We start from the raw sequence: 23,680 nt of genomic DNA, 5'->3' as shown, positions 1-23,680 counted from the left end.
GATGGAGCTGTTCACCTATTACCGTTCCACTTCCTCGTATCGGGTACGCATCGCCCTGGCGCTCAAGGGGCTGGATTACCAGGCCCTGCCGGTCAACCTGCTCAAGGGCGAGCAGCGTGGGGCGCACTACCTGGCGCTCAACCCCCAGGGGCGAGTGCCCGCGCTGCGGACCGATGGCGGGGAGTTGCTGGTGCAGTCACCGGCGATCATCGAGTATCTCGAAGAGGTTTATCCACAACCTGCGCTGTTGCCGGCCAGTGCCGAGTCTCGGGCCAAAGTGCGGGGTGTGGCGGCGATCATCGGCTGCGACGTCCACCCGCTGCACAACGTCAGCGTGCTCAACCAGTTGCGTCAGTTGGGCCATGACGATACCCAGGTCAACCAGTGGATCGCCCACTGGATCGGCCAGGGCCTGGCGGCGGTGGAACAATTGATCGGTGATCGAGGCTTCTGCTTCGGTGACGAGCCGGGGTTGGCAGATGTCTACCTGATCCCTCAGCTCTACGCCGCCGAGCGATTCAATGTCGACCTCAGCGGCTATCCACGCATCGCTCGCGTGGCTGCTTTGGCACAGGCACACCCGGCCTTCGCCAAGGCGCATCCCTCCTGCCAGCCGGACACCCCGGCTCAGTGAATCGAACGCTTGGTCGACGGGAGTTGGCCAAGCCGTTCGCTCAATTTCAGACGCTGGATCGGATCGTCGGTCAGCAGCAAGGCGTGCTCCAAGTCATAGCGCTCGGCCTGGGGGCAATCCAGGTGCTGGTAGAGCGTGGCGCGGGCCAGGTAGTCGCTTGCCAGTACCGGGCCTAGTTGCATCACCCGTTCGGCGTCGATCAAGGCGGCCAGGTCGTTTTCGTTGCTGCTGTGCAGATGTCGCAGGTTGCGCGACAGGCGCTGGAGCATCTGCATGGGGGCAGCGCTGTGCATGTGTTCGGCGCTCAACGGCATATGGGGACCGAACTGGCGGGCCAGCAGTTCGCGGCAGTCGGCGGGGTACAACCGTCGCCCGCCACAGGGATCGAGCAAATGGTCGGCCCCGGGCACACGCAGCAGGAAGTGGCCGGGGAAGTTCACGCCCTCCAGGGGGATCGATAGGCGTCGCGCCAGTTCCAGGGCGAGGATGGCCAGGGTCAACGGCTGGCCGCGGCGGCGCTGCAAGACTTTGTCCATCAACGCCACCTGGGGCCGCAACGGATGGTATTCATCCTGCGCGAAACCCAGGGCATTGAGTTGACGCAGCAGGGGCTGGGCCAGCTCGTGGAGCGGCAGCATTGGCAGGTTGGCGCTGATTTCTCGCTGCAAGTCGTGCACCTGGGCGAGGCTCGCCGCCGGCTCTACCGTCCGGTCGTGCTCGGCCGCTATCCACAGCGTTGCTTCCAGCAGGGCGACAGGCTCGCGATCCAGGCAGGCCAGGCAGGCTTGACGTGGGTTCATGGGCACTCTCCGCATACGCTTATCTTTTAGCCTTGGCGCGTGCTTTCGTCCAGTGGTCCGCCAGAGGCTCGGAGCCTGGCGGCCTGCCTATACTGGAAGGAGCACCTCTCGGGGGAGCCCGTTGATGTTCGCGCTCATGCAAAGCACCCGCACCCAGTCCTTGCACCTGTGCATCGACCCGCCGACAGGCCTCAAGGCCGTCGTGGTCATTCATAGCGAGCAGTTGGGCCCGGCCATGGGCGGCTGTCGCTATCTACCCTATGCCGATGATGAAAGTGCCATGACCGACGCCATCCGTCTGGCCCAGGGCATGAGCTACAAGGCGGCATTGGCGGGCCTGCCTTTGGGGGGCGGCAAAGCGGTGATCGTGCGCAATCCGCATGTGGAAAACCGCGCCGCGCTGTTCGAAGCATTCGGCCGGTTCATCGATACCCTGCAGGGGCGCTTCATCACCGCCGTGGACAGCGGCACCTCCACCCTGGACATGGACTGCATCGCCCAGACCACACCCCATGTCACCAGCACCACAGCCTCAGGCGACCCGTCGCCGCATGCCGCGATGGGTGTGTTCGCGGGCATTCGCGCCACGTCCATGGCGCGTTTGGGCAGCGATAACCTGGAGGGGCTGCGCATCGCTGTGCAAGGCTTGGGCAATGTCGGCTATGCCTTGGCCGAACAGTTGCACGCGGCGGGCGCGGAATTATTGGTCAGCGACCTGGATCCTGGACGCGTACGCCTGGCCGTGGAGCAATTGGGGGCACATCCTGTGACCAACGACGCGCTGATCAGCACTCCCTGCGACATCTTTGCCCCCTGTGGCGTCGGGCCGGTGCTCAATGGCCAGAGCGTGATGCAGTTGCGCTGCGCTGCCGTGGCAGGCGCGGCGAACAACCAGCTCACTACGCTGCAAGTGGCGGATCAGCTGGAAAATCGCGGCATCCTCTATGCGCCGGACTACGTGATCAATGCCGGTGGCCTGATCTATGTGGCCCTGACCCACCGGGGCGAGGACCTGGGCACCATCACCGCACACCTGGCGCGCATTCCCACGCGGCTGACCGAAGTGTTTGCCCATGCCCAGGCGGAGAAGCGTTCGCCAGCGCGGGTGGCGCAGATGCTGGCGGAGCGGTTGCTCTACGGATGAGCCTGGGTCATTCAGCCTGATTCTCAAGCAGCTCGGCCAAGGCATCCGGCTGGTTCTTGAAGGCCCGGGCGAACACGTCGCGGTTCTTGGCCATGTAGATGCCGGCTTCCTCGACTTGCTGTTCGCTCAACGATGGCACGGCCTTTTGCAGCACCTCGGCCAGGCGCTCGGCCAGTTCGAGCATTTTGTCGTGACGGTCTGCTTCGGCCTTATCCATGAACAAGCGCTCCGGGTCGCGGCTGCTGCGGTACACCACTTCGACGGCCATTCATCACCTCTGTGCCTTTTGCTGTTGGGGTTATGGGTTAACTGTATTTATATACAGTACTCGCTCCAGCCACCGTGATGCAACTCAAGTGATGGCCTTTTCCCTTCAGAGCCTAGCCCACAGGTGTCTTGCGGCAATCGGTCGCCTTCCAAGGCAAAGGCCTGGCCTTTTTACTGCATGCACAAGCGTCACAGAGGTGACGCATCATCCTTCAGCTCGTATCGGGGAAAACGAACATCGTGAACATCAAATGGGCAGAAAAACTACGCAAGGGCCTGCATGGCTCGGCGGACTCGCTGGGCAACCTGTGCGTCGAGGCGTTCCACTACCTGGCGTTGTTCGGCATCGGCGCCATCACTGCCTATGCGGCGGTGGTGACCTTCCTGGACATGCTGGGCAAAGGTGGGGTCAGCGTCGATGACATCCTGCTGCTGTTCATCTACTTGGAGCTGGGGGCGATGGTCGGTATCTATTTCAAGACCAACCACATGCCGATCCGCTTCCTGCTGTATGTGGCGATCACCGCGCTGACCCGTCTGCTGATCGGCGATGTCTCGCACCACAAAGCGCCAGACGTCGGGCTGCTGTACCTGTGCGGCGGCATCCTGCTGCTGGCGTTTTCGATTCTTGTGGTGCGCTACGCCTCGTACCGCTATCCGTCCACCAAGGTGCTCGATGCCAATGGCAAAGAGGTCGAGGACGGCAAGTAGGGGTCAGTTGGCCAGGCCTGGGCCATGCTGTTGTTGCTCGGTTGCGAACCCGGCGCTGAACGGGTTGAAGAGTAGCCGTGTCCCCAGGGATATGAAGTGTATTTGCGCCAGACTAGGCGAAACGGGGTCAGAAAGCGAAGTGCGCTGGAGTGCATGAGCATTCCGAGCCCCGTTTAAACGTAGTATGGGCGAGTGCGGATACATTCCGTACAGAGTCTAGGTGTTCAAGATGTGCAGCTGGGGAACATTGAGTTCACTGTCGTGACAAGTATCGTCTTGGACTGTCTTTGCTCGGCAGACAAAATATTTGAAGCAGGGCGCTTATGAACGCGATCCAGCGGATTATATAGTCACCTCCCAAAAAATCTCGGGAGGGTAGATAGAATAAAACATAGCCATAACGGGCTACGCTGAGTTGGGTCGCTCCCCAGAGTATAAGTGGTGCAAGAAAAATTAAAAATACTCTAGGGGTAAGACGTGCTCCGGAAATTATTTTTGATGTCGAGTGGAAGGCCAAGAAGGCTATCAGGGAGATCAGTAGGTATAAGGCCTCCATCAGTAACGGGTTACTGGTCACCGCTTTGACTCTCCATATATAAGGCGTTGAGGGTGGCGGTGTCGGAGATGGCTTCAAATGCTAATGCCGCTTTGCTTGATTTCTCATATCCTCGAACATAATCGCTGCGTACATACCTAAATAAACGCCATGCATCTGGTTTCAATATCAGCTTACTAAGGCTGTAGGCCGAAAGAGCCAAGTCGACGGAACCATAAGCCATATTTCCTTCCAAGGCGCCTGCTCCCACTCTTTTTGCAGCCTGTTGGTAAGCCTTCCTCACTGAGCACAATCTGAGCGACCGGCCGATAAATTGCCTCTATTTCATACATATTATTGGACATTCTGCCGTGCCCCAGCGATACGAAACTTCTGGCATAGACTGAGAAATAGTCATCGGTTTTTTTATTGCACGCAGGCGTACCGGCTCTCCGGGATCTAGTAATCGCCTGATGCTAGATAGCGTATTGGGGTGCGTTGCGCGGAAGCCGCATCTGTACCTGTGCGGCGGCATCCTGCTGCTGGCGTTTTCGATTCTTGTGGTGCGCTACGCCTCGTACCGCTATCCGTCCACCAAGGTGCTCGATGCCGATGGCAAAGAGGTCGAGAACGGCAAGTAGGGGTCAGTTGGCCAGGCCGGCGGCGGGGAAGCGGCGTGGTGTCTGGTGGGGGGCTTGGGTGAGGGCGGCCAGGACCTCCAGCGGGTTCTGGCCCAGTTCGATGGCCAGCCCCAGGCGGATGCTGTCGATCACCCGCTGCAGACGCTGCGGGTCATTGCGCTGGGCGGCGGTGATCAGGCGTTTGGCGACCACACCGCTGTCGTCGGAGAGGGTGAGCATGATGCTGCCGTCCAGGCGTTCGATGCTCAGGTTGACCCGGTACTCGGGGGCGAAGGCGTCGCTGATCTGGTCGAATGGATTGTGCATGGTCGGGCGGTCTGCAATGAATGACTGCAGAGGTTGACCGACTGAGCGCGCGGTTGGTTCAGGGCCATTGATCGGTGGACATGAAAACGCCCGGCAAAGCCGGGCGTTCTTTGTCGATCGCGGGGTTCAGGCTTCAGGGTCGCTCATCTGAAGTACCCCACGTTTGCTGCGCAACTTGCCGTAGAAGTGCTCCAGCGCGTTGTTCAGCTTGCTGGCGGCGCCATCCACAGCCTGGTCCAGGGACGTGGCGGTGTGGGTCACGGAAATCGGTTGATGGCCTTTCGGGCGAGCCTCCATCTGGCAGCGTTTGTCATGTGGGCCGGGCTTGGCGCCGTTCTCGTCACGCAGGTGGACCTCGATGCGGGTGAGGTCGTCCTCGTAGCGTTCGAGCGTGCTTTCAAGCGTGCTGCGAACCCACTCGTTGAGCCGGATGTTGCCTTCGATGTGATTGCTGCTGTTGACCTGGATTTGCATGATTCAATCCTTATTCAGCTTGCTCGCAAGAGACGCGCCTAGGCCTTTGAGGCCCTTGGAATTTCTTCGCCTCTTGACCCTAAAGTCAGCCAACGGCGAAACGAAATCAAGCCCCTTTAGAAAATAAATTTTCTGTTGCAAATCGGCCTTGGCAAACCGCCGAAACATGCTTCTGGTGCTGATGCGCCCGGCGAACGTGCGCTCGTTGCTCAGCCGGAGAAGGCCGCCCGGTAGTCCCCGGGCGTCGCGCCCAGGGCCTGGCGGAAGCGGTTGCTGAAGTGGCTGGCGCTGGCGAATCCACATAGCAGGGCCACCTGGCCCAGCGGCAACTGGCCCAGGCGCAACAGCTGGCAGGCGCGGTTGAGGCGGCGGGCCAGCAGGTACTGGTGCGGCGGCAGGCCGAAGCTTGTACGGAACATGCGGGCGAAGTGGTATTCGGACAGGTTGCAGCGCACGGCCAGCTCGCCCAGGGTGATGGGTTGGTCCAGGTGCGCTTCGATGTACTCCACCAGCTGCCGGCGCTGGTGCGGTGCCAGGCCGCCCTTCAGGCGCAGGCCCTGGCGCAGACCTGCCTGGCTGAGCACGGCGTGGTCGACAATTTCGTGGGCCAGGCTACTGGCCAAGAGACGCTCGCCGGGTTCGTCCCAGTCCAGGGTCACCAGTTGGCGGAAGCGTCGGGCCTGTTGCGGATCATCGAGGAAGGTCGCCTCTTGCAGCTGCATTTCCCGCGGTTCGCGGTCGAGCAGGTGCAGGCAACCCAGGGCGAACTGGGCCTCGCTGATGTAGAGGTGGGCCAGGCGGATGTGCCCATTGACCACCCAGTTGGACTCGTGTCCTGCGGGCATGATGCACAGTTTGTCCGGCGCGCCTTTGTCGGCCGGGCGCTGACGTCGGAAGGTGCCGGTGCCGTCGGCGATGTAGCACGACAGGGTATGGTGGCTCGGTGCCTGGTAGTCGCGGGCATCGTCGCGATTGCTCCACATTGCTGCAGCCAGGCCGTCGCCCAGGTGCGCGCTCAGCTCCAGGCGGGCATTGGGGGAGGCGTGCATGGCGTTGAAAACTTGCAATTGGGTCAGTGGGGTCATCGGCGATTCCTCGTGTTGCCATCCTACTGCGTGGCGTTCGGGCTGACAGCCCCGGGGATGGCAAATGCGCAAGTTTGTGCAAGCGCAGGCATCGGCGGCGGGTGGAGACTGGAGATCACGACGAGGGCTGGGCCCTCGATCACAGGCTTCGCCTGCAGGCGCCACTGAGCCTTGTGGGCGCTGGCGAAGCCTGCGATGGGCTGCAACGCAGCCCCAGCTCTTGTGACCGCCACGGAAGTCCTGCCATGAACCTCTCGCTCTATCTGCTCACTGTCCTGATCTGGGGCACCACCTGGATCGCCCTGAAACTGCAGCTGGGCGTGGTCGCCATCCCGGTGTCGATCGTCTATCGCTTCGCCCTGGCCGGGTTGATCCTGTTCGCCATCCTCTTGCTCACCCGGCGCCTGCAACCGATGAACCGCCGCGCCCACCTGGTGTGCCTGGCCCAGGGTTTTTGCCTGTTCTGCGTCAACTTCATGTGTTTTCTCACCGCCAGCCAGTGGATTGCCAGTGGGCTGATCGCCGTGGTGTTCTCTACCGCCACCCTATGGAACGCACTCAACGCGCGGATCTTCTTTGGCCAGCGTATCGCCGCCAATGTGTTGGGTGGTGGTGCCTTGGGGCTGGTGGGCCTGGGCCTGCTGTTCTGGCCGGAGCTGTTCAGCCACACCGCCAGCCGCGAGACCTTGTACGGCCTGGGCCTGGCGTTGCTGGGCACATTGTGTTTCTCGGCGGGCAACATGCTTTCCAGCGTGCAGCAGAAGGCAGGGCTCAAGCCCATGACCACCAACGCCTGGGGCATGGTGTATGGGGCGATGATGCTGGCACTGTACTGCCTGCTCAGCGGCATTCCCTTCGACATGGAATGGAACACCCGCTACATCGGTTCGCTGCTGTACCTGGTGATCCCGGGGTCGGTCATCGGTTTCACCGCCTACCTGACCTTGGTCGGACGCATGGGGCCGGAGCGGGCGGCCTACTGCACGGTGCTGTTCCCGCTGGTGGCGTTGAATGTCTCGGCCGTCGCCGAGGGCTACCAGTGGACGGCGCCAGCGCTGCTGGGGCTGGTGGCGGTGATGGCGGGCAACGTGCTGGTGTTTCGCAAGCCAAAGGCCAAGGTGATGGGGCGTGCGGTCGGCGTGAGGTAGGCGACGGCCCTCTGGTGCGGTTCTTTCATGGGGAAGCCCGCGAATACCGCGCGTCAGATTCGCCGGTGTCTACACTAGGCCAGACCTTTTATCGTTGGATCCGGCCATGTCGACACTGTCAGCCTGGGACCGACACCTGTCGTACCGCCAGGTGCAGTTGCTGTGCCTGCTCGCCCTCGGCCTGCATCTGATCCCGCTGTTGCTGGCTGACTACCCGTACATGGACGACAGCTGGCGCGGGCATCTGGCCGGCAATGCCTGGGCAGTCGAGGGGCGGGTGATGAACGACCTGTTCTACGGCGCACTTGGCTTCGGCCATGGGGCGCCGAACCTGTTCCCCTTGCCGCTGTTGCTGGCAGGCACGGCGGCCGCCCTGGCCCTGGCCCGCCTTGTGCGTCACTATTTCGTCGCTCCCACCGCCAGCGCGGTACTGGTGGTGCTGCCTCTGTGGTATCAACCGTTCTTCCTGCAAAACCTCTCTTACCAGTACGACGGACCGACCATGGCACTGGCGCTGGCCGCCTGTGTGCTGGCCATCACCCTGGAGCCTGGCAGCTGGCGACAGATACTCTGCGGCGCACTGCTGGTGGCGGTGGCGCTGGCTTTCTACCAGATCAGCCTGAACGTGTTCGCCGGGCTGTGCGGTGTGGAGGTCATGCGCCAGGTAATGCTGGGCAAGCGGTGCGGCCAGGTCTGGCGCCATGCGCTAGGGCGCCTGGGCCAGGCGCTGGGCGGTTGTGCGCTGTATGGGCTGACGGCCTATCAACTGATGACGCCCTTGCGCCAGGGCTTGCTGCCTGTCGAGGGGCCTTGGCCGTTCATCACTGTGGCACGGCTGGAGGTGATCGGCGAGCGAGTGGGGTTGTTGTTCACGCCGGGCACCACGTGGTGCTGCCTGGTGTTGATCGCGCTCGCGATCGTCGCGCTGGCCCGGCAGCTCTGGCGTGTGCTGGACGGGCAGGGCAGCGTCGGCGCCCGGGTCGGCTTATGCCTGGCGTTGCTGGTGCCGATACCGGTGATTCTGCTGCTAATCCCCGGCATCACGTTGGTGTTCGCCGATTTCAACGATGGCGCGCGCACCTTGATGGGCCTGGGCGTGCTCATGCTGCTGGTGCTGCTGCTCGCCCATGAGGCGCTCAGTGAAATCCACCCGCGCCTGGGCTGGCTGCTGGTGATACCGCTGTTGTGCATGCTGTCGTTCGCCTTCGCCTACGGCCGCGTGCTGATCGTGCAGAAGACGCTGCACCAGGCCGTCACCTTCGCCCTGGCCCACGACATCAGCGCCCAGCCCTCGCTGGCCAGCGCCCGACGCTACTACGTGCTGGGCATCGACTCTGGCGGCCAGTGGTTGCCGGCCGCCAGTGGCTCGTTCAAGGCCATGCCGGCGCTGCGTTATGTGCTCAACATCAACTACCTGCTGCTCCCGGAAATGATGCCGCGTGTAGGCCTGAGCAACTTCGGCTCGCATCCGCCGCTGGACCGTCGACAGGTGCTGGCGCGTAGCCCGCAACCTGTAGTGCGGGGCAAGTTCTATGACATCCATGGGTTGGGCGATACCGTCTACGTGCTGATGAAAAAGCCCCGCGACCCCGAGCGCTACCGTTGGTGAACCTTCGGCGCTTCGCCCGCTATGGCGTGGTCGGCCTGGTCAACACAGGCGTGCACTGGCTCGTGTTCTTCGTGCTGCACCTGGTCCTTGGGCGCAGCCAGGCGCTGAGCATGTATTGGCCTTTGCCGGGGCGGCGAGCCTGTCCTACCAGCTCAACGCCCGCTACACCTTCTTCGCCCGGCCAGGCGGCAAGCGCTACCTGTTGTTCCTGGCGGGTATGGGAGGGCTGAGCCTGGCCATGGGGGCGGTGTCCGACTGGGCGCGCCTGTCGCCCTGGTTGACCCTCGTGGCGTTCTCCACGGTCAGCCTGGTGGTGGGCTATAGCTATTCGCGCACTGTAGTGTTCAGACGGAGGGCGCCATGAACATTTCCCTGATCGTGCCGGTGTACAACGAGCAGGACACCCTGGAGCGCTTCTACCGCGCCGTGCGGCGCGAGCCGTCGTTGCAGGGCATGACAGTGGAGATTCTGTTCATCAACGATGGCAGCACCGATGGCACCGAGGCCATCTGCGCAGACCTGGCTATGCGCGATGAATGGGTCACGGTGATCAATTTCTCGCGCAACTTCGGCAAGGAGTCGGCGCTGTTCGCCGGGCTGGAGTACGCCGAGGGCGATGCCATGGTGCCGATCGATGTCGATCTGCAGGACCCCATCGAGCTGGTCGCGCAGATGGTCGAACGCTGGCAGCAGGGCGCCGACGTGGTCCTGGCCAAGCGCCGCGACCGGGCTGCCGATACGCCGTTCAAGCGCTGGAGCGCGCGGCTCTATTACCGCCTGCACAACCGCATCGCCTCGACCCACATCGAGGAGAACGTCGGTGATTTTCGTCTGCTCGACCGCAAGGTGGTCGCCGCGATCCGCCAGTTGCCGGAGCAGCAGTTGTTCATGAAAGGGGTATTGTCGTGGGTGGGGTTTCGCACCGAAATCATCGAGTACGACCGGCCGCCGCGGGTCGCGGGCAACAGTAAGTTCAGCGTCTGGCGACTGTGGAACCTGGCGCTAGACGGCATCACCTCGTTCAGCACCGTGCCCTTGCGGCTATGGACTTACGTAGGCGGTGGGGTGTCGCTGTTCGCGTTTGCCTTTGCGGTGTACATGGTGGTCGACAAATTGCTGTGGGGGACCGATGTGCCGGGATATCCATCGTTGATGACGGCCATTTTGTTCCTGGGCGGGGTGCAGCTGATCGGCATCGGCATCCTGGGGGAGTACATCGGGCGGATCTACCAGGAAACCAAGCACCGGCCGCGCTATGTGGTGCGCAAGGTCGTCGGCAGGCGGCGCAAGATCAGGTAGTGCGGCGCTGAGGCCTTCGTGGGTTCACCCGCGAAGGCCTCCTGAAACACGACTCAGCCCTTCCAGACCTGCGGGTTGACCAGGTCCCGAGGTCGCTCGCCCAACAGCGCCGCGCGCAGGTTGTCGATCGCCCGATTGGCCATGGCTTCGCGGGTTTCAGCGGTGGCAGAACCTACGTGTGGCAGGGTCAGGGCATTGGGCAGCGTGAACAGCGGCGAGTCGGCCAGCGGCTCTTTCTCGTACACGTCCAGCCCGGCACCGCGAATCGTGCCGCTCTGCAGCGCCTCGACCAGCGCCGCCTCGTCCACTACCGGCCCGCGGGAGACGTTGACCAAAAAGGCGCTGGGCTTCATCAGTTTGAGCTCGCGGGCACCGATCAACTTGCGCGTGGCCTCCGACAACGGCACCACCAGGCACACGAAGTCGGCTTCGGCCAGCAGTTGCTCCAGGCTGCGGTATTGGGCTCCAAGCTCCTGTTCCAGTGCGGGCTTGCGGTTGTTGCCGCTGTACAGCACCTGCATGTTGAAACCGAAGCGGCCGCGCCGGGCGATGGCGGCGCCGATGTTGCCCAGACCGACGATGCCAAGGGTCTTGCCATGCACGTCGCTGCCGAAATGGGCTGGGCCGACGGTGGCTTGCCAGTGGCCAGCCTTGGTCCAGGCGTCGAGCTCGGCGACCCGGCGCGCACAGCCCATGACCAGGGCGAAGGCCAGGTCGGCGGTGCTTTCGGTGAGCACGTCGGGGGTGTTGGTCAGGGCGATGCCGCGCTCGTTGAAATAGTCCAGGTCGTAGTTGTCGTAGCCGACCGAGACGCTGGACACCACCTCCAGCTTGCCTGCGCCCTCGAGCTGCGCCCGGCCGAGCTTGCGACCGACGCCGATCAGGCCATGGGCCTGGGGCAGGGCTTCGTTGAACTGGGCGGCGATGTCACCGTGCTTGGGGTTGGGCACGATCACGTTGAAGTCTTGCTGCAGGCGTTCGGCCATGGCCGGGGTGATGCGGCTGAAGGCCAGGACGGTCTTTTTCATCGGGCTACTTCTCATGGCAAAAAATTGAAAGCTACAAGCTTCACGCTTCGAGCGGCAAGAAAAGCCGGGCGGCGTGGGCCTGGTTTTTCTTGCGGCTTGAAACTTGCGGTTAGCGACCGCTCTCGTGGATCTTCAGGTCCGCCTCGTGGGCGGCGAGGATTTCCGGCAGCGAGTTGCGCAGGTATTCGACCCAGGTCTTGATCTTGGCATCCAGGTACTGGCGCGAGGGGTAGATTGCGTAGAGGTTCAGCTCCTGCAGACGGTAGTCGGGCATGATCCGCACGATGCTGCCGTCGCGCAGGCCGTCGATGGCCGAATAGATCGGCAGCACGCCCACGCCCATGCCGCTGCGGATCGCCGTCTTCATGGCGTCGGCCGAATTGACCTGGAACGGCGAGCTGGTGATGTTGACCACCTCCTGGCCTTCCGGACCGTCGAACAGCCACTTCTCCAGTGGGATCACCGGGCTCACCATGCGCAGGCACGAATGCTTGAGCAGGTCGGATGGCTTGTGCGCGGTGCCGTGCTTGGCCACGTACTCGGGCGAGGCGCAGACGATGCTGTAGGTGATGCCCAGACGCTGGGAGACGAAGCCGGAATCCGGCAGCTCGCTGGCCAGCACGATGGACACGTCATAGCCCTCGTCGAGCAGGTCCGGTACGCGGTTGGCCATGGTCAGGTCGAAGGTCACGTCCGGGTGCGACTCACGGTAGCGGGCGATGGCATCGACCACGAAGTGCTGGCCGACGCCGGTCATCGAATGCACCTTCAACTGCCCGGCCGGGCGGGCGTGGGCATCGCTGGCTTCGGCCTCGGCTTCTTCGACGAAGGTGAGAATCTGTTCGCAGCGCATCAGGTAACGCTTGCCCGCCTCGGTCAGAGCGATGCGTCGGGTGGTGCGGTTGAGCAGCCGAGTTTGCAGATGGGCTTCCAGGTTGGAGACCGCCCGCGAGACGTTCGCGGTGGTCGTATCCAGTTGCGCCGCGGCGGCAGTGAAGCTACCGAGTTGGGCTACGCAACTGAAAGCACGCATGTTTTGCAGGGTGTCCATGGGTCACTCTCAAGGTAGAGGACAAAATTGTGACATGAAGTAACCAAAACGGTCTTCAGACTAAAGCCGGATTATCACTGTTTTGGTAACAAAGATTCGCAGGAATATGCGCTTATCGCCAGTGCGACCGCCCCCTAGAATTGCCCGGCCTCTTCACCTCATCCTCGGGAAATCGCAGCTGTGCCGCGTCGCATCATCAGAGCGCTGAATGCGCTCAGTGCCTGTGCCCTTAGCCTCACCTTGAGCGGCTGTATCGGAACCTGGGGCATCGCCCCGCAAAGCAAGACGCTGCAAGCCAACACCCTGACCACCGACGACGCGATCCGCGAAGCTGCCACCGACGCCCATTGGCCGGCGCAACAGTGGTGGCGTGCCTATGGCGACCCGCAGTTGGACCGCTGGGTCGAGCTGGCCCAGAGCGGCAGCCCGACCCTGGCCATGGCTGCGGCGCGGGTGCGCCAGGCCAAGTCCATGGCCGGTGTGATCGAGTCGGCGGAAAAGCTCCAGGCCAACGGCCAGGCCACCCTCAAGCGCCACAACTGGCCGGAAGATCAGTTCTATGGCCCTGGCGCGCTGTCCGGGGCCAACACCTGGGACAACAACGCCGCCATCGGTTTGAGCTACGCCCTGGATCTCTGGGGCCGTGAGCGCAATGCCAGCGAGCAGGCCGTGGACCAGGCGCACATGAGCGTTGCCGAAGCCCGCCAGGCCCAGCTGGAGCTACAGAACAACGTGGTGCGCGCCTACATCCAGCTGAGTCTGCACTTCGCCCAGCGCGATATCGTCCAGGCCGAGCTGGAGCAGCAGGAGCAGATCCTCGCCCTGGCCAAGCGGCGTCTGGACAGCGGCCTAGGCACGCACTTCGAGGTCAGCCAGGCCGAGGCCCCTTTGCCTGAAACCCATCGTCAGCTCGACAGCCTCAACGAAGAGATCGCCTTGACTCGCAACCAGTTGGCCGCCTTGGCTGGCAAGGGGCCGGGGGAGGGCGCGCAGATCCAACGCCCCACCCTGAGCCTTGGCGCACCGCTGAAGCTGCCGTCGAACCTGCCCGCCGAACTGGTCGGCCAGCGCCCCGATGTGGTCGCCAGCCGCTGGCAGGTGGCGGCCCAGGCTCGTGGCATCGATGTGGCTCACGCGGGCTTCTTCCCCAACGTCGACCTGGTCGGCAGTCTGGGCTTCATGGCCACCGGCGGTGGCCCGCTGGAGTTTCTCACCGGGCGCAAGTTCAACTACAACGTGGGCCCGGCCATCAGCCTGCCGATCTTCGACGGCGGTCGCCTGCGCTCGCAACTGGGCGTGGCATCGGCGGGCTATGACATGGCGGTGGCGCGCTACAACGAAACCGTGGTCGGTGCGCTGAAGAACATCTCCGACCAGCTGATCCGCCGCGAGTCGATGAAAGAGCAGTCGCACTTCGCCGCACAGAGCGTGGCTGCCGCGCAGAAGACCTATGACATCGCCATGGTCGCCTTCCAGCGCGGGCTGACCGATTACCTGAATGTGCTCAACGCCCAGACCCTGCTGTTCCGTCAGCAGCAGATCCAACAGCAGGTCCAGGCCGCGCGCCTGAGCGCCCATGCCGAGCTGGTCACCGCCCTCGGTGGTGGGCTACAGGCCGGCCAGGACGTACCAGACGAGCAACGCCAGGTGGCGCCGAAAACGCCTGCGACCCTGGCCATTTTCGACACGCCGAGCCACGCCGAATGAGCACATCGAGCCTGCCCCTGCGCTGGCTGCAGAGCCTGGAATGGCGCCGGGGCTTCTTTGCCTGGGCGCGCACCGACGGGGTGACCTGGGTCTACATCTTCAAGGTCCTGGCAGCCGCCTTCATCACCTTGTGGCTGGCCATGCGTCTGGAGCTGCCGCAACCGCGCACGGCGATGATCACCGTGTTCATCGTCATGCAGCCACAGAGCGGGCATGTGTTCGCCAAAAGCTTCTACCGGGTGCTCGGTACCCTGGCGGGCTCGGCGATGATGGTCGCGCTGGTCGCGCTCTTTCCGCAGAACACCGAGCTGTTCCTGCCCAGCCTTGCGTTGTGGGTCGGCCTGTGTTCGGCCGGCGCCATGCGCTACCGCACCTTCCAGGCCTATGGTTTCGTGCTGGCCGGGTATACCGCGGCGATGATCGGCCTGCCGGTGTTGCAGCACCCCGACCAAGCGTTCATGGCGGCGGTGTGGCGGGTGCTGGAAATCTCCCTGGGGATCCTGGTGTCGACCTTGGTCAGCGCGGCGATCCTGCCCCAGTCGGCCAGCGCCGCCATGCGCAACGCCCTGTACCAACGCTTTGGCGTGTTCGCCGGGGTGGTGGTCGAGGCCCTGCGTGGCGACAGCCAGCCGGACCGCTACGAAAGCAGCAACGTGCGTTTCATCGCCGAGGCCGTGGGCCTGGAGAGTCTGCGCAACGTCACCGCCTTCGAAGACCCGCACATGCGCAGGCGCTCGGGCCGGCTGGTGCGCATGAACAGCGAGTTCATGGCCATCACCACCCGCTTTAACGCCCTGCACAGTCTGCTGGAGCGCCTGCGCGCCCGTGGGCCGTTGCAGATCGTCGGGGCCATCGAGCCGGGCCTGGCGACCCTTGCCGAATTGCTCGACCCCTATGTGGGCCGCGCCCTGACCGACGCCGATGCGCTGCGCCTGACCCTGGAGCTGGCGGCCTACAAGGAAGGGCTGCAAGCCCAGGTGCGCGGCCTGCGCGCCGACTACCTCGAGACCGAGCCCAGCGAGTCGGACCTGCTCGACTTCCACACCGCCTTCGAGCTGCTGTACCGCTTCGTCGACGAGATGTACAGCTATGCCCAGACCCACGCCTCGCTCGCCGCCCACAGGCACGAGCGCGAACAGTGGGACGAGCCCTACGTGGCCCAGACCAGCTGGCTGGTGTCGCTGGCCGCCGGCGTGCGTGCCTCGGCGGTGCTGTTGCTGCTTGGCAGCTACTGGCTACTCAGCGACTGGCCAAGCGGCGCCATGATGACGCTGATCGCGACAGTCACCGTTGGGCTGTCGGCTGCCTCGCCGAACCCCAAACGCATGTCGTTCCAGATGGCGTGCGGAACGATGATCGGCGCCTTCGTCGGCTTCTTCGAGACCTTCTTCGTCTTCCCCTGGATCGATGGCTTCCCATTGCTGTGCATGGTGCTGGCGCCGGTGTTCGTGCTCGGGGCGTTTCTGTCCTCGCGCCCGGCCTATGCTGGCTACGGGATCGGCCTGCTGGTGTTCTTCGCCATCGGCTCGGTGCCGAACAACCTGACGGTGTACGACCCCTACGTGTTCATCAACGATTACATCGGCATGGTCATCGGCATGCTGGTCTGCGCCGCCGCCGGGGCGATCATCCTGCCGCCCAACAGCCGTTGGCTGTGGAGCCGCCTGGAGCAGGACCTGCGTGAGCAAGTGCTATTCGCCATCACCGGTCGCCTGCGCGGATTGGGCTCGGCGTTCGAGAGCCGTACCCGCGACCTGCTGCACCAGGCCTACGGTTTGGCTGCCGGCCGGCCGCAGGTGCAGAGCGAGCTGATGCGCTGGATGTTCACTGTCCTGGAAATCGGCCACGCGATCATCGAGCTGCGCAAGGAACAGGTGCGCGCCCCGATCCACCCGGCCTATGCCGAAAGCCAGCCCTGGCGCCAGGCCATCCGCGTGATGGGCCGGGCCTTGGCGCGGCTGTTCCTGCAGCCCAACGCCAGCAACCACGAACGCGCCCTGGTGGCGGTTGACCATGCCATCAGCCGCGTGCAGGCCACCGACGAACCATTCGCCCGGCACTTCGACACCTCGGTGTTGCGTCGGGTGCAGAGCTACCTGCATTTCATTCGTACGTCCCTGCTCGACCCCAAGTCGCCCCTGGCTCCGGCCAAAGGATTGCACCATGCCTCGTGAAATCGCCTTCCATGGCGTGTACATGCCCACCATGACCTTGATGTTCCTGTTCGCCGCAGGCCTGGCCTGGGGCCTGGACCGCTTCATCGCAAGCCATGACGGCTACCGCTTCTTCTGGCACCCGGCGCTGCTGCGCCTGTGCCTGTTCATCTGCCTCTTCGGCGCCATGGCGCTGTCTGTCTACTGGTGAGAATCCTTCGATGAAAAAATTCTTCAGCCTGATCGCCACCCTGCTGGTGCTGGCGGGCGCCGTGGTGATCGGTCGCCAGTTGTGGCTGCACTACATGACCACCCCCTGGACCCGTGACGGCCGGGTGCGCGCCGACATCATCAACGTCGCTGCTGACGTGCCGGGCTACGTGGTGGACGTGCCAGTCAAGGACAACCAACGCGTGAAGAAGGGAGACCTGCTGATCCAGATCGACCCCGAGCACTACCAGCTGGCGGTGGACCAAGCCAAGGCCCTGGTCGCCTCGCGCAAGGCCACGTGGGAGATGCGCAAGGTCAACGCCAAGCGCCGCGCCGACCTGGACAACCTGGTGATCTCCAAGGAAAACCGCGACGACGCCAGCAACATCGCAAGCGCCGCGCTGGCCGACTACCAGCAGGCCCAGGCCCAACTGGCGGCCGCCGAACTCAACCTCAAGCGCACGCGGATCATTGCCACGGTCGATGGCTACGTCACCAACCTCAACATCCACAAGGGCGACTACGCCCGCACCGGCGAGGCGGTGATGGCGGTGGTGGATGAGAACTCGTTCTGGGTGTATGGCTTCTTCGAGGAGACCAAGCTGCCCCACGTGAAGGTGGGCGACCAGGCCGAACTGCAGATGATGAGCGGCGAGCGCATCAAGGGGCATGTGGAGAGTATCGCCCGCGGCATCTACGACCGCGACAACCCGCAGAGCCGCGAGCTGATCGCCGACGTGAACCCGACCTTCAACTGGGTGCGTCTGGCCCAGCGGGTGCCGGTGCGCATTCATATCGATCAAGTGCCGGAAGGCTTTTTGCTGGCGGCGGGGACCACCTGCACGGTGGTGGTCAAGCCGAGCGAGGGCTGATCCGAATTCGGCATTGAGGCTCCTGACGCATTCGCGGGTTCACCCGCGAATGCGTCGGTGGCAGCACCGAGCCTGTTGGCTTATCCCGCCGCCCCGACCAACACCGGAACCTGCACCCGGTCGATCACCTTCGCGCTGATCGATGGATCCAGCAGCCGCCCGAGCCGCGACAGATGGCGGTGGCCCATGATGATCAGTTCGCATTCCAGCGCCCTGGCCTTGCCGACGATGGCCTCGACGGGCTCTGCGGCGACCATGCAGCCATGGCTGCTGAAACCGGCCTTGCGCAACGCACGTACCGCGGTGGCCACAGCCTGGTCTGCCAGGTGCTGTTCTTCGCAGGCGGCCGGATACTCCTGCTGTTCCTCTTCGGTGTAGGCCATCGGGTGATCGTGCACGGCGAAGGTCGTGTCGATGGCCAGCAGCACGTGCAGTTCGTGCTCGCCGGGCCGGCAGTAACGCTGGGCGAGGTCGAGCAGGGCGCTGGTGGCAGGGGAGGCGTCGATGGCGATCAGGACCGGGCGGGGCATGGAGGTTCCTTCGGTTCGGTGGTGGCCTTGTTGCGGGTTCACCCGCGAAGCTGTGCGCACCATTCTTGATCGTTCATCGCGTTGGATAAATGGCCCACCACGCACGGGGACATTGCGCCAGACGCAACCATCCGGCCTGATAAGATGTCCTTTCCCACAGCTGTCACGGAAAACGGCCCATGCAATTGCCCGACATGAACCTGCTCGTCGCCCTCGATGCCCTGCTCGATGAGGGCAGTGTGGTCGGCGCGGCGCAGCGCATGAACCTCAGCCCCGCCGCGATGAGCCGCACCCTGGGGCGGATCCGCGATGCCCTGGGCGACCCGATCCTGGTGCGCGCTGGCCGTGGCCTGGTGCCCACGCCCCGAGCCCTGGCCCTGCGCGAGCAGGTCTCGGCCTTGGTCGAGCAGGCCGGGCAGGTGTTTCGCAGTGGCGATGAGGTGGATCTGCCGAACCTCGAGCGGGCCTTCAACATCCGCACCAACGACCTGTTCATCGCCCTGTACGGCGCCCAGTTGTTGCGCATGATGCACGAGCAGGCGCCGCGCACGGTGCTCAGGTTCGTGCCCGAGAGCCCGGGTGGCGATGACGACAGCGTGCTGCGCGACGGGCGCACCGATTTGATCATCAGCTCGACCGTGGAGTTGGGTCCGGAGATCAAGGTGCAGAGCCTGTTTCACACCGAATACATTGGCCTGGCGCGCCGCGACCACCCGATCTTCGACGCCCAGATCACCCCGCAGCGCTTTGCCGCCTACCCGCAGATCAGCGTGTCGCGACGCGGCCGGGCTAACGGGCCGATCGATGTGGAACTGGCCAACTTCAAGGCCCAGCGGCGCGTGGCGCTGATCACCCCGAGCTTTCATTCGGCGATGTTCTCGCTGCCGGATTCCGACCTGATCCTGCCGATGCCGGCCAACATCCTCAACAGCGTGAACAAGCTGGGCCTGCCGCTGCGCTCGTTCCAGATCCCGCTGCCGCTGGAGCAGGTGACCGTCATGCAGGCCTGGCACCCGCGCTTTCAGAACGACCCGGCCCATCGTTGGTTGCGTCAGACGCTCAAGGCCTGCTGCAGCGTCGATCCCTGACGGGGCCATTCGCGGATCAATCGGAGCAACGAGCCCGCGATCACCGCAGATCCCTGCGGGAGCGGGTCATATGTGGGGCGCGGCGGCTTCCCCACTAACAGTTGTGTCGATTGCGTCTGGTGCAACATAAACCTGCCAATAAGTCAGTTTTCGTCAGCATTCGACCTTCTTAGACTTCCCTCCTGCCTTGAATTTGTTGCTGGAGATGTCTGTCCATGAGTTCCCTGTCCGCGCCTTCCGCCGTGCCTGTCGCCGCTCCGGCGCCTGCAGCACCGGTGCAGACGGCGTTCGGCCTGCGGGTGGTGGTCGGGCTGTTCGGCGTGTTGTTGGCGGTGCTCTGCGCCGGACTCAATGAGGCGGTGACGAAGATTTCCCTGGCCGACATCCGCGGCGCCATGGGCATCGGCGCCGATGAAGGCGCCTGGCTGCTGGCGGTGTATTCGGCCGCCTCGGTCTCGGCCATGGCCTTCGCGCCTTGGATGGCCGGCACCTTTTCCCTGCGCCGCTTCACGTTATGCGCGACCGGTCTGTTCGCCGTGCTAGGCCTGGTCCAGCCCTTCGCGCCCAATCTGCACAGCCTGATGCTGCTGCGCATCGTCCAGGGCCTGGCATCGGGGGCCTTACCGCCGATGCTGATGACCGTGGCGCTGCGCTTTCTGCCCCCGGGTATCAAGATCTATGGCCTGGCCTGCTATGCCCTGACCGCGACCTTCGGCCCCAACCTGGGCACGCCATTGGCGGGCTTGTGGACGGAATATGTCGGTTGGCAGTGGGCGTTCTGGCAGATCATCCTGCCGTCGGGTCTGGCCATGTTCTGCGTGGGCTGGGGCTTGCCCCAGGACCCGCTGCGTCTGGAGCGTTTCAAGCAATTCGACTGGCGGGGCGTGGTGCTCGGCCTGCCGGCCATCAGCTGCATCGTCCTGGGCTTGTCCCTGGGCGATCGTTGGGGCTGGTTCGATTCGCCGCTGATTTGTTGGCTGCTCGGTGGTGGCGTGCTGCTGCTGGTGCTGTTCATGTACAACGAATGGTCCGAGCCACTGCCGTTCTTCCAGCTGCGCCTGCTGACGCGGCGCAACCTGAGCTTTGCCCTGGTGACACTGGCCGGCGTGCTGATCGTGCTCTCGGGCGTGGGCAGCATCCCTTCGGCGTACCTGGCGCAGATCCAGGGCTATCGCCCGGCGCAGACCAGCCCGTTGATGATGCTGGTGGCCATGCCGCAACTGATCGCCCTGCCGCTCACGGCAGCACTGTGCAACATCCGTGCGGTGGACTGCCGCTGGGTGCTGGCGCTGGGCCTGGGGATGCTGGCGGTCTCCTGCGTGGGCAGCAGCCTGCTGACTTCGCAATGGATCCGCGGCGACTTCTACCCCTTCTACCTGCTGCAGGTGTTCGGTCAGCCGATGTCGGTGCTGCCGCTGCTGATGCTCTCCACCAATGGCATGACGCCCCAGGAAGGCCCGTTCGCCTCCAGCTGGTTCAACACCGTCAAGGGGCTGGCCTCGGTGATCGCCACCGGGCTGCTGGACGCCCTGGGCACCGTGCGTCGGCATTTTCATTCCAACCATCTGGTGGACAGCCTGGGCAACGCGCCACTGGTCGATGACCAGGCGGCAGGCCTGGCCCGGCGCCTCCACGAACAAGCCCAAGTGCTGACTTCGGCCGACCTGTACCTGGTCATGGCCGGTGTCGCCGTGGCCCTGATCTGCCTGATTCCTTTCGTGCCTACCCGGATCTACCCACCGCGTGCGGTGGCCTGACGCCTGGATGAATTCGAGACTGTAGAAATGACCAACAACCGCAAGACACTCGTGATCGGCTCGGTGCTCGCCGTGGCCGTGCTGGCTGCCCTGGTGACCCCCTGGATGCTGGGCAGCGATCACCGGCAAAGCACCAACGATGCGTATGTGACCGCCGACTACACCGTAGTCGCGCCGAAGGTGCCAGGTTTCATCAAGGAAGTGCTGGTCGAAGACAACCAGCAGGTCAGCGCCGGCCAGTTGCTGGCGACCATCGATGATCGCGACTACCGCGCGGCCCTCGACGCCGCCCAAGCCCAATTGCTGGTGGCCAAGGCGCAGAGCGCCGATGCTCGCGCCACCCTCGAGCGTCAGGCGTCGTTGATCGCCCAGGCCGAAGCGGCGGTGAAGGCCGCCCAGGCCGAAATGGCCTTTGCCGATCATGAAGTGACCCGCTACAGCCGCCTGGCAGAGCAGGGCGCCGGTACCGTGCAGAACGCCCAGCAGGCGCGCAGCCGTGTCGAGCAGGCCCGCGCGCGTCTGGCCAACGCCCAGGCGGCGTTGGTCGCCACGCGCAAGCAGGTGGACATCCTCACGGCCCAGGTGGCGAGCGCCGAGGGCCAGCTCAAGCGTGCCGAGGCTGGCGTTGAGAAAGCCCAGTTGGATCTGTCCTACACCCGCATCACCGCGCCGGTGGATGGCATGGTCGGCGAGCGTGCCCTGCGCATCGGTGCGTACGTCAATCCGGGCGCGCGTCTGCTCTCGGTGGTGCCGCTGCAGCAGGCCTACGTGGTGGGCAACTTCCAGGAAACCCAGCTCACTCACGTGCAGCCGGGCCAGCCGGTGAGCATCAGTGTCGATACTTTTTCCGGGGAGAAACTGCACGGCCATGTGCAGAGCATCGCCCCGGCCACCGGCGTCACCTTCGCCGCGGTCAAGCCAGACAATGCCACCGGCAACTTCACCAAGGTGGTGCAGCGTATTCCGGTGAAGATCGTCTTCGATGATGGCCAGCCACTGCTCGAGCGCCTGCGGGTGGGGATGTCGGTGGTGGCGACCATCGACACCGACGGCGACACCCTCGATGGCAAAGCGGTGAGCGCGCGATGAAGGCGGTAACACGCATTAGCCCTCTGCTGCTGGCGGTGATGCTCGCCGGCTGCACCCTCGGGCCGGATTTCAAGCGCCCCGAGAGCCAGGCGCCCCAGGCCTGGGCGCAGCTGCAAGGCGAGGCGGCGGCAAGTCAGCCGACCGCCGAGCCGCTGGAGCTGCGCTGGTGGGACAGCTTCCACGATGCCCGTCTGAGCGCGCTGATCCAGCGCGTCGCCGAACGTAACCTTGACCTGCAGATGGCCAGTGCGCGCCTGCTGCAAAGCCGCGCCTTGCGCAGCACCGTGGCGGCCGACGAGGTGCCTTCGGTGGATGTGAACGCCGGCTACAGCCGCGCGCGCAACAGCGCCGAAGGCCTGAACGACCCGTCTGGCAAAGCGGGCAAGTCTGCCTTCAATCTATGGCAGGGCGATCTGGTCGCAGGCTGGGAACTGGACCTGTGGGGACGGGTACGTCGCCAGGTCGAGGCGGCCGATGCTTCGGTGCAAGTGGCCGAGAACGACCGGCGCGGCGTACTGCTGGCGCTGTTGTCCGAAACGGCAGGTGATTACATCCAGTTGCGCGCGGTGCAGCACACCCTGGAAGTCACCCAGGACAACCTCAAGGTCGCCCGGCATAGCCTCAAGCTGTCCCAGGAGCGTCAGGCCGAAGGCGTCGCTACGCGCCTGGACGTGGCCCAGGCCAGCGCCCAGGTGGCGTCGATCGAGGCGCGTTTGCCCACGCTGGAGGCGCGCCGCGACGACCTGATCAACGCCCTGAGCCTGCTCGCCGCGCAACCTCCGCGTAGCCTGCAAAGCGAGTTGCTGGCCCCTGGCGATTTGCCGACACCGCAGCAGCGCTTTGCCATCGGCCTGCCGTCAGCGCTCGCCGAGCGACGTCCTGACATCCGCCAGGCCGAGGCGCGGCTGCACGCGGCTACCGCCAGCATCGGCGTGGCCAAGGCCGACTTCTACCCGAGCATTCGGCTCTCCGGCAGCGTGGGCTTGCAGGCCATGCAGCTGTCCGACTTCGGTGCGTGGGATGCCAGGCGTTTCGCCTTCGGCCCGCAGTTGTCGTTGCCGATCTTCGAAGGCGGGCGCCTGAAAGGCACGCTCGAGCTGCGTGAGGCGCAGCAGCAGGAGGCGGCGCTCAATTACCGCAAGGTGGTGCTGAGTGCCTGGCATGAGATCGACGATGTGCTGCGGTTGTACAACGCCAGCCAGTTGCGTCGCGATCATCTGGCCGAGGCGGTGAGACAGAACCGCGTCGCGCTGGAGACGGCCCAGCGACAGTACGTGGAAGGGGCGGTGGACTTTCTCAATGTGCTGACCGTGCAGAGCGCGCTGCTGGCCAGCGAGGAGCAGTGGATCGATAGTTCGGCGGCAGTGTCCCAGGCGCTGGTGGGGTTGTACAAAGCCCTGGGCGGTGGCTGGCAGGCGTTCGACGAGAAGGCCTAAGGGGCCGCTATGCGGCCCGTCCCAGGCTTCGCCAGCGCCCACAGGTACTGTGGCTTTCAAGGGCCGCAGGGCACCTGTGGGCGGGGGGTAGCCGCGAAAGGCGCTG

24 protein-coding genes and 1 pseudogene are annotated in these 23,680 nt (G+C 64.2%); 16 read left to right on the top strand and 9 right to left on the bottom strand.

Going from position 1 to position 23,680, the window contains the following annotated elements:
* Nucleotide 1 precedes the first annotated feature (1 nt).
* Nucleotides 2–634, top strand: coding sequence for a maleylacetoacetate isomerase (gene maiA, locus J5X93_RS21985; RefSeq protein ID WP_090346825.1), 633 nt, complete (start codon nucleotides 2–4; stop codon nucleotides 632–634).
* On the opposite strand, the gene J5X93_RS21980 is transcribed toward maiA, so the two are convergent.
* Nucleotides 628–1,434, bottom strand: a complete 807-nt coding sequence (locus tag J5X93_RS21980) for a SirB1 family protein (protein WP_070576309.1) — start codon at nucleotides 1,432–1,434, stop codon at nucleotides 628–630. The genes maiA and J5X93_RS21980 overlap by 7 nt on opposite strands.
* 124 nt (nucleotides 1,435–1,558) lie before the next feature.
* Here J5X93_RS21980 and J5X93_RS21975 point away from each other — a divergent pair, with 124 nt between their 5' ends.
* Nucleotides 1,559–2,578: a Leu/Phe/Val dehydrogenase gene (locus tag J5X93_RS21975; protein WP_090346826.1), complete on the top strand. Its 1,020-nt coding sequence runs from the start codon at nucleotides 1,559–1,561 to the stop codon at nucleotides 2,576–2,578.
* Between the two features lie 7 nt (nucleotides 2,579–2,585).
* On the opposite strand, the gene J5X93_RS21970 is transcribed toward J5X93_RS21975, so the two are convergent.
* Nucleotides 2,586–2,846, bottom strand: coding sequence for a YebG family protein (locus J5X93_RS21970; protein ID WP_043207364.1), 261 nt, complete (start codon nucleotides 2,844–2,846; stop codon nucleotides 2,586–2,588).
* 239 nt (nucleotides 2,847–3,085) lie between these two features.
* Here J5X93_RS21970 and J5X93_RS21965 point away from each other — a divergent pair, with 239 nt between their 5' ends.
* Nucleotides 3,086–3,556: a phosphate-starvation-inducible protein PsiE gene (locus J5X93_RS21965; RefSeq protein ID WP_043207367.1), complete on the top strand. Its 471-nt coding sequence runs from the start codon at nucleotides 3,086–3,088 to the stop codon at nucleotides 3,554–3,556.
* Nucleotides 3,557–4,122: 566 nt separating this feature from the next.
* Here J5X93_RS21965 and J5X93_RS21960 read toward each other — a convergent pair.
* Nucleotides 4,123–4,395: a DUF4225 domain-containing protein gene (locus J5X93_RS21960; RefSeq protein WP_090346827.1), complete on the bottom strand. Its 273-nt coding sequence runs from the start codon at nucleotides 4,393–4,395 to the stop codon at nucleotides 4,123–4,125.
* A 211-nt stretch (nucleotides 4,396–4,606) separates the two neighbouring features.
* Here J5X93_RS21960 and J5X93_RS21955 point away from each other — a divergent pair.
* Nucleotides 4,607–4,732, top strand: a pseudogene (locus tag J5X93_RS21955) (phosphate-starvation-inducible protein PsiE); the annotation flags it as partial.
* A gap of 3 nt (nucleotides 4,733–4,735) precedes the next feature.
* On the opposite strand, the gene J5X93_RS21950 reads toward J5X93_RS21955, so the two are convergent.
* From J5X93_RS21950 to J5X93_RS21940, 3 genes are all read right to left on the bottom strand, one after another.
* Nucleotides 4,736–5,038, bottom strand: coding sequence for a DUF3509 domain-containing protein (locus J5X93_RS21950; protein WP_043207369.1), 303 nt, complete (start codon nucleotides 5,036–5,038; stop codon nucleotides 4,736–4,738).
* A 126-nt stretch (nucleotides 5,039–5,164) separates the two neighbouring features.
* Nucleotides 5,165–5,512 (bottom strand): HPF/RaiA family ribosome-associated protein, encoded by a 348-nt coding sequence (locus J5X93_RS21945; protein ID WP_090346828.1) that lies wholly within the window; start codon nucleotides 5,510–5,512, stop codon nucleotides 5,165–5,167.
* Between the two features lie 209 nt (nucleotides 5,513–5,721).
* Nucleotides 5,722–6,597, bottom strand: coding sequence for a helix-turn-helix domain-containing protein (locus tag J5X93_RS21940; protein WP_043207374.1), 876 nt, complete (start codon nucleotides 6,595–6,597; stop codon nucleotides 5,722–5,724).
* A gap of 245 nt (nucleotides 6,598–6,842) precedes the next feature.
* On the opposite strand from J5X93_RS21940, the gene J5X93_RS21935 reads away from it, so the two are divergent.
* From J5X93_RS21935 to J5X93_RS21920, 4 genes are all read left to right on the top strand, one after another.
* Nucleotides 6,843–7,745 carry a DMT family transporter gene (locus J5X93_RS21935; RefSeq protein WP_043207378.1) on the top strand — a complete coding sequence of 301 codons (903 nt, stop codon included), beginning with the start codon at nucleotides 6,843–6,845 and terminating at the stop codon, nucleotides 7,743–7,745.
* Between the two features lie 106 nt (nucleotides 7,746–7,851).
* The gene (locus J5X93_RS21930; protein ID WP_250033978.1) at nucleotides 7,852–9,354 is read left to right on the top strand and encodes a glucosyltransferase domain-containing protein; all 1,503 of its coding nucleotides are present in this window, start codon (nucleotides 7,852–7,854) and stop codon (nucleotides 9,352–9,354) included.
* Between the two features lie 115 nt (nucleotides 9,355–9,469).
* On the top strand, nucleotides 9,470–9,718 hold the full coding sequence (locus J5X93_RS21925; protein ID WP_250033976.1) for a GtrA domain-containing protein: 249 nt from the start codon (nucleotides 9,470–9,472) through the stop codon (nucleotides 9,716–9,718).
* Entirely contained in the window at nucleotides 9,715–10,653 is a 939-nt protein-coding gene (locus tag J5X93_RS21920; RefSeq protein ID WP_043207384.1) for a glycosyltransferase family 2 protein, read from the top strand. Before J5X93_RS21925 ends, J5X93_RS21920 begins: the two co-directional genes overlap by 4 nt.
* Nucleotides 10,654–10,706: 53 nt before the next feature.
* On the opposite strand, the gene J5X93_RS21915 is transcribed toward J5X93_RS21920, so the two are convergent.
* On the bottom strand, nucleotides 10,707–11,681 hold the full coding sequence (locus J5X93_RS21915; protein WP_043207386.1) for a 2-hydroxyacid dehydrogenase: 975 nt from the start codon (nucleotides 11,679–11,681) through the stop codon (nucleotides 10,707–10,709).
* Between the two features lie 109 nt (nucleotides 11,682–11,790).
* Nucleotides 11,791–12,732, bottom strand: coding sequence for a LysR family transcriptional regulator (locus J5X93_RS21910; RefSeq protein ID WP_043207389.1), 942 nt, complete (start codon nucleotides 12,730–12,732; stop codon nucleotides 11,791–11,793).
* A 180-nt stretch (nucleotides 12,733–12,912) separates the two neighbouring features.
* Here J5X93_RS21910 and J5X93_RS21905 point away from each other — a divergent pair, with 180 nt between their 5' ends.
* The 4 genes from J5X93_RS21905 to J5X93_RS21890 are packed head-to-tail and all read left to right on the top strand — an operon-like array spanning nucleotide 12,913 to nucleotide 17,674.
* Nucleotides 12,913–14,439 (top strand): efflux transporter outer membrane subunit, encoded by a 1,527-nt coding sequence (locus tag J5X93_RS21905; protein ID WP_090346832.1) that lies wholly within the window; start codon nucleotides 12,913–12,915, stop codon nucleotides 14,437–14,439.
* A complete protein-coding gene (locus J5X93_RS21900; RefSeq protein ID WP_102081613.1) occupies nucleotides 14,436–16,613 on the top strand; it encodes an FUSC family protein in 2,178 nt (725 codons plus the stop codon). The genes J5X93_RS21905 and J5X93_RS21900 overlap by 4 nt, the downstream gene beginning before the upstream one ends.
* Complete coding sequence (locus J5X93_RS21895; protein WP_043207396.1) at nucleotides 16,603–16,803, top strand: DUF1656 domain-containing protein; 201 nt, start codon at nucleotides 16,603–16,605, stop codon at nucleotides 16,801–16,803. Before J5X93_RS21900 ends, J5X93_RS21895 begins: the two co-directional genes overlap by 11 nt.
* Before the next feature lie 10 nt (nucleotides 16,804–16,813).
* The gene (locus J5X93_RS21890; RefSeq protein ID WP_043207398.1) at nucleotides 16,814–17,674 is read left to right on the top strand and encodes an efflux RND transporter periplasmic adaptor subunit; all 861 of its coding nucleotides are present in this window, start codon (nucleotides 16,814–16,816) and stop codon (nucleotides 17,672–17,674) included.
* Nucleotides 17,675–17,754: 80 nt separating this feature from the next.
* Here the strand turns inward: J5X93_RS21890 and J5X93_RS21885 are convergent, their stop codons facing one another.
* Nucleotides 17,755–18,204, bottom strand: a complete 450-nt coding sequence (locus J5X93_RS21885) for a universal stress protein (protein ID WP_102081615.1) — start codon at nucleotides 18,202–18,204, stop codon at nucleotides 17,755–17,757.
* A gap of 179 nt (nucleotides 18,205–18,383) precedes the next feature.
* Between J5X93_RS21885 and J5X93_RS21880 the strand changes: the two genes are divergently transcribed.
* The 4 genes from J5X93_RS21880 to J5X93_RS21865 all read left to right on the top strand — a co-directional run bounded on the left by J5X93_RS21880 (nucleotide 18,384) and on the right by J5X93_RS21865 (nucleotide 23,574).
* On the top strand, nucleotides 18,384–19,292 hold the full coding sequence (locus tag J5X93_RS21880; RefSeq protein WP_043207404.1) for a LysR family transcriptional regulator: 909 nt from the start codon (nucleotides 18,384–18,386) through the stop codon (nucleotides 19,290–19,292).
* 215 nt (nucleotides 19,293–19,507) lie between these two features.
* The gene (locus tag J5X93_RS21875) at nucleotides 19,508–21,049 is read left to right on the top strand and encodes an MFS transporter (protein WP_043207406.1); all 1,542 of its coding nucleotides are present in this window, start codon (nucleotides 19,508–19,510) and stop codon (nucleotides 21,047–21,049) included.
* Nucleotides 21,050–21,076: 27 nt separating this feature from the next.
* A complete protein-coding gene (locus J5X93_RS21870; RefSeq protein WP_043207407.1) occupies nucleotides 21,077–22,138 on the top strand; it encodes an HlyD family secretion protein in 1,062 nt (353 codons plus the stop codon).
* On the top strand, nucleotides 22,135–23,574 hold the full coding sequence (locus tag J5X93_RS21865) for an efflux transporter outer membrane subunit (protein ID WP_182942308.1): 1,440 nt from the start codon (nucleotides 22,135–22,137) through the stop codon (nucleotides 23,572–23,574). The genes J5X93_RS21870 and J5X93_RS21865 overlap by 4 nt, the downstream gene beginning before the upstream one ends.
* Nucleotides 23,575–23,680 lie beyond the last annotated feature (106 nt).

Origin of the sequence: Pseudomonas sp. BYT-1, assembly GCF_023611805.1 — a bacterium.
GTDB classification, from domain to species: Bacteria; Pseudomonadota; Gammaproteobacteria; order Pseudomonadales; family Pseudomonadaceae; genus Aquipseudomonas; species Aquipseudomonas guariconensis.
The sequence above is the reverse complement of the archived record's forward strand: the minus strand, read 5'-3'. Positions and strand labels throughout refer to the sequence as shown.